Source organism: Ruegeria sp. CDSB029 (assembly GCF_059611125.1).
Window position 1 is genome coordinate 125,640 of the sequence record NZ_JBXWOX010000012.1, and the last position, 7,519, is coordinate 133,158.

Annotated in this window: 6 protein-coding genes; 3 read left to right on the plus strand and 3 right to left on the minus strand. The window is 55.6% G+C overall.

Annotation, left to right across the window (positions count from 1 at the left end):
• Positions 1-55 precede the first annotated feature (55 nt).
• Positions 56-1,153, plus strand: a complete 1,098-nt coding sequence (gene recF / locus AC2FI8_RS15320) for a DNA replication/repair protein RecF (RefSeq protein ID WP_496779967.1) — start codon at positions 56-58, stop codon at positions 1,151-1,153.
• Here recF and AC2FI8_RS15325 read toward each other — a convergent pair.
• Positions 1,150-1,716: a carboxymuconolactone decarboxylase family protein gene (locus tag AC2FI8_RS15325; protein WP_108861618.1), complete on the minus strand. Its 567-nt coding sequence runs from the start codon at positions 1,714-1,716 to the stop codon at positions 1,150-1,152. The genes recF and AC2FI8_RS15325 overlap by 4 nt on opposite strands.
• Before the next feature lie 99 nt (positions 1,717-1,815).
• Here AC2FI8_RS15325 and AC2FI8_RS15330 point away from each other — a divergent pair, with 99 nt between their 5' ends.
• Together AC2FI8_RS15330 and gyrB are read left to right on the plus strand one after the other, a co-directional pair.
• On the plus strand, positions 1,816-2,388 hold the full coding sequence (locus AC2FI8_RS15330; protein WP_496779969.1) for a TetR/AcrR family transcriptional regulator: 573 nt from the start codon (positions 1,816-1,818) through the stop codon (positions 2,386-2,388).
• A gap of 125 nt (positions 2,389-2,513) precedes the next feature.
• Positions 2,514-4,931 (plus strand): DNA topoisomerase (ATP-hydrolyzing) subunit B, encoded by a 2,418-nt coding sequence (gyrB, locus tag AC2FI8_RS15335; protein WP_058272964.1) that lies wholly within the window; start codon positions 2,514-2,516, stop codon positions 4,929-4,931.
• 453 nt (positions 4,932-5,384) lie between these two features.
• Here gyrB and AC2FI8_RS15340 read toward each other — a convergent pair whose 3' ends face one another.
• Positions 5,385-6,320 (minus strand): hypothetical protein, encoded by a 936-nt coding sequence (locus AC2FI8_RS15340; RefSeq protein ID WP_496752482.1) that lies wholly within the window; start codon positions 6,318-6,320, stop codon positions 5,385-5,387.
• 224 nt (positions 6,321-6,544) lie between these two features.
• Positions 6,545-7,429 carry a hypothetical protein gene (locus AC2FI8_RS15345; protein WP_496769689.1) on the minus strand — a complete coding sequence of 295 codons (885 nt, stop codon included), beginning with the start codon at positions 7,427-7,429 and terminating at the stop codon, positions 6,545-6,547.
• Between the last annotated feature and the right edge of the window lie 90 nt (positions 7,430-7,519).

Here is a 7,519-nt window from a genome sequence, read left to right on the forward strand (position 1 = left end):
ACGGACGTGCGATGCCTCCGGCGGGAGTATTTTTGAAAAGATGAAGGGAGGGGTCATGGGTTTGGCCCTGACCGAGCTTACCGTCTCGCATTTTCGGTCCCACAAGCTGGCGCGACTATCTTTGGATGGTCGGCCTGTTGCGATTCACGGGCCGAACGGCGCGGGCAAGACCAACATCCTGGAAGCGGCGTCCCTGTTTTCCCCCGGTCGCGGAATGCGGCGGGCCAGCGCGGCCGAGATGACCCGACGCCCCGAGGCGCTGGGTTGGAAACTAACCGGGGTGCTGCAGGCGCAGGGGCGACAATACGAGATAGAAACCTGGTCCGAGGGCGGTGTCGCGCGGCAGGTTCGCATTGATGGCAAGGCGTCCAACCAGATTGATCTGGGCAAGCTGGCGCGGATTGTCTGGTTGATCCCGTCAATGGACCGGATTTGGATCGAGGGGGCCGAAGGACGTCGGCGTTTTCTGGACCGGATCGCGCTGAGTTTCGACCCAGCCCATGCTGAGGCGTCTTTAACTTACGAAAAATCCATGCGCGAACGGAATCGCCTGCTGAAAGAGCAGGTGCGGGATTCGCATTGGTATGCCGCACTTGAAGGGCAGATGGCGGAGACTGGTCACCGCATCCACGCGGCGCGGCTTTTGGCGCTGGATCATCTGCGCGCGGCGCAGGATCAGGCGGAAACCGCGTTTCCATCGGCGGACTTGGAGCTGGTACAGACCGAAGGTGCGATGCCGGAAACGGAAGCGGATCTGCGCGAAGCACTTAGTGAAAGCCGGTTCCGGGATCTGGCGGCTGGACGTACACTGGTGGGGCCGCATCGGTCGGACGTGTACGGGGTGTTCGCTGCCAAGGGCGTTCCGGCCAAGGATTGTTCGACCGGTGAGCAGAAGGCTTTGTTGGTCTCATTGATCCTGTCGAACGCACGGGCCTTGGCGAGTATGATCGGCGCACCCCCGATCGTGTTGTTGGACGAGGTGGCGGCGCATCTGGACGCGGATCGGCGCGCGGCGCTGTATGATGAGATTTGCGCGCTGGGCGCTCAGGCCTGGATGACGGGCACCGGGCCTGAGCTGTTTGCGGAACTGGGCGACCGAGCCCAATCATTGATCGTGAGTGATGGCTTTGAGGGCTCGGTCGTGTCCGCTTAGGCCGGCTCGCCAACCTTACGTTCCCACAGGAAGCCGCGCATGACTTCATCGACCGGGGTTTTTGCCATGTGGTTCACGTAGTTCGACATGGTTTTTTGCGCCAGACCAAGAACCACATCCAAAACTGCGCGGTGCGAGTAGCCCGCATCAAAGAACGCCTGCAGCTGTGCTTCGGTCGGGTTGCCGCGGGTTTCCATCATTTGCAGGGTGAAGGTGCGCAGTGCTTCAAGCTTGGCCGAAGGTAGCGGGGTTTCATTGCGCAGGGCTTCGGTGATTTCGTCCGAAACCTTCATCATCTTGGCGATGCCGGTATGAGCGGGCACGCAATAGTGGCATTCGTTTTCCACATTGATGGTCTGCCAGACGACGGTTTTCTCATCATTGTCGAAATCGGTCTGCATGAACAGGCCATGCAGCACCTGATAGCCTTCCAGATGCTGGGGGCTTTCGGCCATGACTTTGTGCAGGCCGGGCAGGCGGCCAAAAGCGGCTTGCGATTTTTCCAGCAGCGGTTTGGACCCTTCGGGGGCGGATTCGAGATCATGTGACGGGAAATTGGCCATGTCGGAACTCCTTTTCTGGCGCGTTCAGGCAGAAATAGTCTTTCTTGAGTGATCACTCAAGTATATATTTGAGCAATCGTTCAAGAATTGGTGAAGGTGATGCCTCGCAAACCCGAATATGACCGTGATGACCTGATTGCCCGGGCCAGAGATGTCTTCTGGCGTCAGGGTTGGGCTGGCACATCCCTGAAAGACCTTGAGCGCGAGTTGAAGTTGAAGCCCGGCAGTTTTTACGCGGCATTTGGGTCAAAGGACGCGCTGTACGGGCTGGCGTTGGACCGCTACGCGCAAGAGGGTGTCGCGCGGTTGAGGGCCTTGGCTGACCGGGTAGGTCCGCTCGAGGCTTTAAAGGCGCAGCCGCGTTTGGTTATCGAGGCAAGCGGAGCGCCCGCGAAGGCCTGTATGTTGGCCAAGACCTACGCCGAATTGCAGGCCAAGGATCACGAGCTGGCGGGTCGGGCGGGTGTTCTTATGTCCGAGATGAAGGCTTGCTTTGCAGATCTGTTCCGTCAGGCGCAAGAGGCTGGGGATATTGCCCCAAACCACGATCCGAACCGACTGGCGACGCGTTATCAATCCGACCTTTTGGGGCTGCGTTTGTCGGCCGAGCGAAGTGATGTCGACGCCCATGAAATCGCTGCGGATTTAGCGGCCGATATCGACCGTTTGTAGGGATTCGGCAGTCAGCTGCCGAAAGAAACTAAATCATGCAAGACCGACACAAAATGTTGGGGTAGCGCGTGACAATCCCCCCCAGAAAACGTATAAGTTACCAAAATAATATAGGTACTGACGGCATGTCCGAAGACGCACAGGCACCCCAGGAATACGGTGCAGATTCCATCAAAGTTCTCAAAGGGTTAGAGGCAGTTCGAAAGCGCCCCGGCATGTATATCGGGGATACGGACGATGGCTCGGGCCTGCACCATATGGTGTACGAGGTCGTGGACAATGGAATTGACGAAGCTTTGGCCGGTCACGCCGACCATGTAACCGTCAAAATTCACGCCGACTCCAGTGTCTCTGTCAGCGATAACGGCCGCGGAATTCCCGTCGATATTCACCCCGAAGAAGGTGTGTCCGCAGCCGAAGTGATCATGACCCAGCTGCATGCCGGCGGTAAGTTCGACAGCAATTCCTACAAGGTGTCCGGCGGTCTGCACGGCGTGGGCGTTTCGGTGGTGAACGCACTGTCCAACTGGCTGGAATTGCGAGTCTGGCGCAATGGTAAGGAGCACGTTGCGCGGTTCGAAGGTGGTGAGACGGTCGAGCATCTGAAAGTTGTCGCTGAATGCGGTGATCGGACCGGAACCGAAGTGCGATTTCTGGCGTCGTTGGATACATTCTCAAACCTGGAATATTCATTCGAGACGCTGGAAAAGCGTCTGCGCGAACTGGCCTTCCTGAACTCGGGCGTGCGGATCATTCTGATTGATGAACGCCCGGCAGAACGGTTGGAGACCGAATTGTTTTACGAAGGCGGCGTCAAGGAATTCGTCAAGTACCTGGATCGCTCCAAGACCTCCGCGATGCCCGAACCGATCTACATAAAGGGTGAGCGCGACGATATCGGTGTCGAAATCGCCATGTGGTGGAATGACAGCTATCACGAGACAGTCCTGCCCTTCACCAACAACATCCCACAACGCGATGGCGGAACCCATATTGCCGGTTTCCGCGGTGCGTTGACCCGGACGATCAACAATTACGCCCAGACCAGCGGGATCGCGAAAAAGGAAAAGGTCAGCTTTACCGGCGACGATGCGCGCGAGGGTCTGACCTGTGTGCTGTCGGTCAAAGTCCCCGACCCTAAATTCTCGTCGCAGACCAAGGACAAGCTGGTGTCATCCGAAGTGCGCCCTGCAGTCGAAGGTCTGATGAACGAAAAGCTGGCTGAATGGTTCGAAGAAAATCCGAACGTGGCCAAGATTATCGTTGGCAAAATTATCGAGGCTGCTCTGGCCCGTGAAGCCGCCCGCAAGGCGCGCGAGCTGACCCGCCGCAAAACGGCGATGGATGTGAATTTTCTGGCTGGCAAGCTCAAGGATTGTTCGGAAAAGGACCCGACCAAAACCGAAGTCTTCCTGGTTGAGGGTGATTCCGCGGGCGGATCAGCGCAAACGGGCCGCGATCGGCAAACTCAGGCGATCTTGCCTCTCAAAGGTAAAATCCTGAACGTCGAACGTGCACGGTTTGACCGGATGTTATCATCTCAGGAAATCGGCAACCTCGTCATGGCGTTGGGCACCGGGATCGGGCGAGACGAGTTCAATATCGAAAAACTGCGCTATCATAAAATCGTCATTATGACCGATGCGGACGTCGACGGCGCGCATATCCGGACATTGCTGTTGACGTTCTTCTACCGGCAGATGCCTGAGCTGATTGAGGGCGGTTATCTCTACATCGCCCAACCGCCGCTTTACAAAGTGGCGCGCGGAAAATCCGAAGTGTACCTGAAGGATCAGGCGGCGATGGATGAATACCTGGTCAATCAAGGTGTCGAAGGGGCCGTGCTGAAGCTCGGTTCTGGCGAAGAGATTCTAGGTCAGGATCTGACGCGCATTGTCGACGAAGCGCGTCAGTTGAAGCGCGTCTTGGACGCCTTCCCAACCCATTATCCACGCCACATCCTGGAACAAGCCGCTGTTGCAGGTGCTTTTGTGCCAGGCGCGGTTGATGCGGACTTGCAGGGCGTGGCAGACAAAGTCGCCGCCCGTCTGGACCTGATTGCGCTGGAATACGAACGCGGCTGGCAGGGCCGGATCACTCAGGATCACGGAATTCGTCTTGCTCGTATTTTGCGCGGCGTGGAAGAGGTGCGTACCTTGGACGGCCCGATGCTGCGTTCGGGTGAGGCGCGCAAGACCGGCAGCTTCACGCAAAGTCTGCAAGAGATCTACAACACCCCGGCAACGCTGGTCCGTCGCGACCGGTCACAGGCAATTCACGGCCCGCTTGATCTGCTGCGCGCCATTCTGGAAGAAGGTGAAAAGGGCCTGTCGCTGCAGCGCTACAAAGGTCTGGGTGAGATGAACCCGGATCAGCTCTGGGAAACGACGCTGGACCCGGACGCACGTACGCTTTTGCAGGTGCGGGTGGACGACATGGTCGAAGCGGATGATCTGTTCACCAAGCTGATGGGAGACGTAGTGGAACCACGCCGCGAGTTTATCCAACAAAATGCTCTGAGCGTGGAGAACCTGGATTTCTAGGATTTTGTAGGTTTGCGCATAGCACTTCGCACACCCCATAAGTTTGCGTAGTTCGCCCATAGTTTTGCGCTGTGCGTTTGTCTGCATTAGCGACGAATTCAATTAGTATATGGCTTAGTCGTTGCGGTAATGGCCCTTTGCATTGCTCAATCCCGCAAAGGGCCTCCCTAAGGAACCTGGGATTCTCGCGAAGGTCTGCGATGCGCAGAAAGCTGACTTTGCAAAGTATTGCGTACAGGTCGCAACAGAAGTCTATGTTCTCAGTATTCTGGGCCTAAGCTTCGCTGGCTCGGAAGTAAAGCAAGGGTTAAGATCAAAAAACTGATTGGAATATGGCGCGCTGGAGAGCTTTGAGCACCTACAAGACTTCTTGGCCATTTGCCCGCATCCGCCATGCGGTCATTCTCCGAAGAAGACGTTGGGGGTATCAAAAAAGGGGGAAGATTTGCGGTTTTAGTTTTCGGAACGACTTTCGATCAGTTCCCAACACCAACTGATCAGGAATGATAGCCCTCCGACTACGAAGACTACCATTGCTGCCGCTTCTATTCGGAAGACCGCAAACTCAAGCGTTGGGGCCGTCACCAACAGTGTGGCAATAGTAAAGAACATCGCGGTCCATAACGTGTTACCACCTATTCTGTGCACGCCTATGACAGCGGAAGCAAACCCAAGGATCAATAAGCCTTGATGAGACAAGCCGCTGAACTCCAAACATAGGGCTGCCAAAGACCCAAGCGCCACGCCAACACCAAACCGCAATGCAGCATCAGGCACTTTTTGAAGTGGAGCCAAGACGCGGAATACGAACAACAACGAAAGCCAATAGGATTTTTGGTTTCCGATTACGTGAGCGAGAAATGACGTTAGACTCATGCCGACAATTAAGAATAGCCAAACAGAAATTGCTTCCTTGAAAGTCATGGGAGATCGTATTGCTGAACCCGCCAAGTTAAGCCAAGCGCTGAGCAAACTACCGACTGTTGCCGCGGCCAGAAAAACCAAAACATGAACGGCAATACGCTCGTCGGGTGGGATCAGTAAGTACAAGAGCAATCCGTTCAATGCAGGAACTGTCGCAAAACCACCGTTCTTGTACCCTTCAAAAGCAGCCCAACTAATCAAGACAAAACCACACAGAAAGGCGATCCACTGAAGCGGGAAGAGTGTGCATAACAGTATGCTCACCAGCACCATCGCAAACGTTCTGGCGTTAGAAACAAGACTAGAAAAGACAGACCCTAAAAAACCAGCTGAATAACCCCCGACTGCCGCGATACCACCAAACGCAACGACCTGACCGCCAAGCAGTATGACGAGTACGGCTGTTGTACATATTGCCAACGCCGTACTCCAAGAGAGCAATCTTCCATCGAACTTAGTCGGCACCCTTGCTCCTCCAACTAGAGGCTCTTCGTCGTGAGTTCACTGTAGTCCATACGAAGCAGACCCTTTGAATATTCTGAGAATTTTCACTGGTCCCAAGTTTTTAACAGGTCAGTGTAATGCCATAACAGCTCGCATAGTATTGCGATGGGAGGCAGTCGGTCTGCACTATTTTTTGGCAACAGAAGCCCATTGGGTAATCCATTGATTGAATTCTCAGCCTTGTGCTATTGGGCGACGGGCGCCCAACCAGCTCTCTCTAAACCTTCAATAAATACCGCGCTTATCCCCGGATCGATATGTTGCGCCTTTAGCGCTTTGGCGGGGTCGCTGGCCAGCATAGGCCAGCCTGCGGCCATGCGCTCCAAATGGACACCCGCTGCCTCGCGATTTCCCATCCCTCCATACGCAACTGCCAAAAGGCCGTGTCCCACGCTGGAACCGTTGACCACTGATTTGCTAGCGGCATCGAACATCTGCTCCCACTCCTCGTTCATCATGTGTCCGATAGCCAGAATATGGTAGTAAAATGGGAGCGGCTCAACAGAGCGCTCGATGGCCTGTTCCATGAGGGGAACTGCCTCATCAAGGTAGCCGAGGTATCCCAATCGGGTTGCTAGGTGGCCGACTGCGTCCGGCGCATTGGGATTCAGCCTTACTGCCTCACGGGCGTAAGAAATCGAGGTGTCTAAGTTGCCCCGGATCTGCTCGATATGTGCCAGCGCCTTGTAACCCTCAACGCTTGAGAGGTCGATAGAAATTGCTCTCGCAGCAGCCTCGTAAGCCGAGTCGATCCCTGTCCCTGGCGCCAAATTCGCATCATAACCGTACCGCGCGGCGTCCAAGCGAAGGTATGCGAGCATAGCCCAAGCTTCGGCGTATCGCGCGTCTCTGGAAACAGCTCGCTCAAGACATTCCCTTGCAGCGGGATAAGTTGTTTCATTCATGGCAAGCCGGTAGCGATGCGCACGGGCGACACACGCATAGCTGTCGACGCTTGGGTCAATCTTTGCTTTGACAAGCGAAGAGTCGATGTCGCGATACACGACGCCGTAATCCTGGCCGATATAACTCGCAATCGAATCCGAAAGTTCGCCTTCGATAGAAATCAAGCTTCGCCCTGACTGTCTGACGTCAGCGCCTACCGGACAGATTTGGGGTTTGAGCAACGGAGGATTTCTGGTTCATCGAAGCCGTTAAGG

Coding starts and splice junctions, on each gene's coding strand:
- AC2FI8_RS15330 (WP_496779969.1), top strand. CDS start 1,816: ATGCCTCGCAAACCCGAATATGACCGTGATGACCTGATTGCCCGGGCC.
- recF (WP_496779967.1), top strand. CDS start 56: ATGGGTTTGGCCCTGACCGAGCTTACCGTCTCGCATTTTCGGTCCCAC.
- gyrB (WP_058272964.1), top strand. CDS start 2,514: ATGTCCGAAGACGCACAGGCACCCCAGGAATACGGTGCAGATTCCATC.
- AC2FI8_RS15325 (WP_108861618.1), bottom strand. CDS start 1,716: ATGGCCAATTTCCCGTCACATGATCTCGAATCCGCCCCCGAAGGGTCC.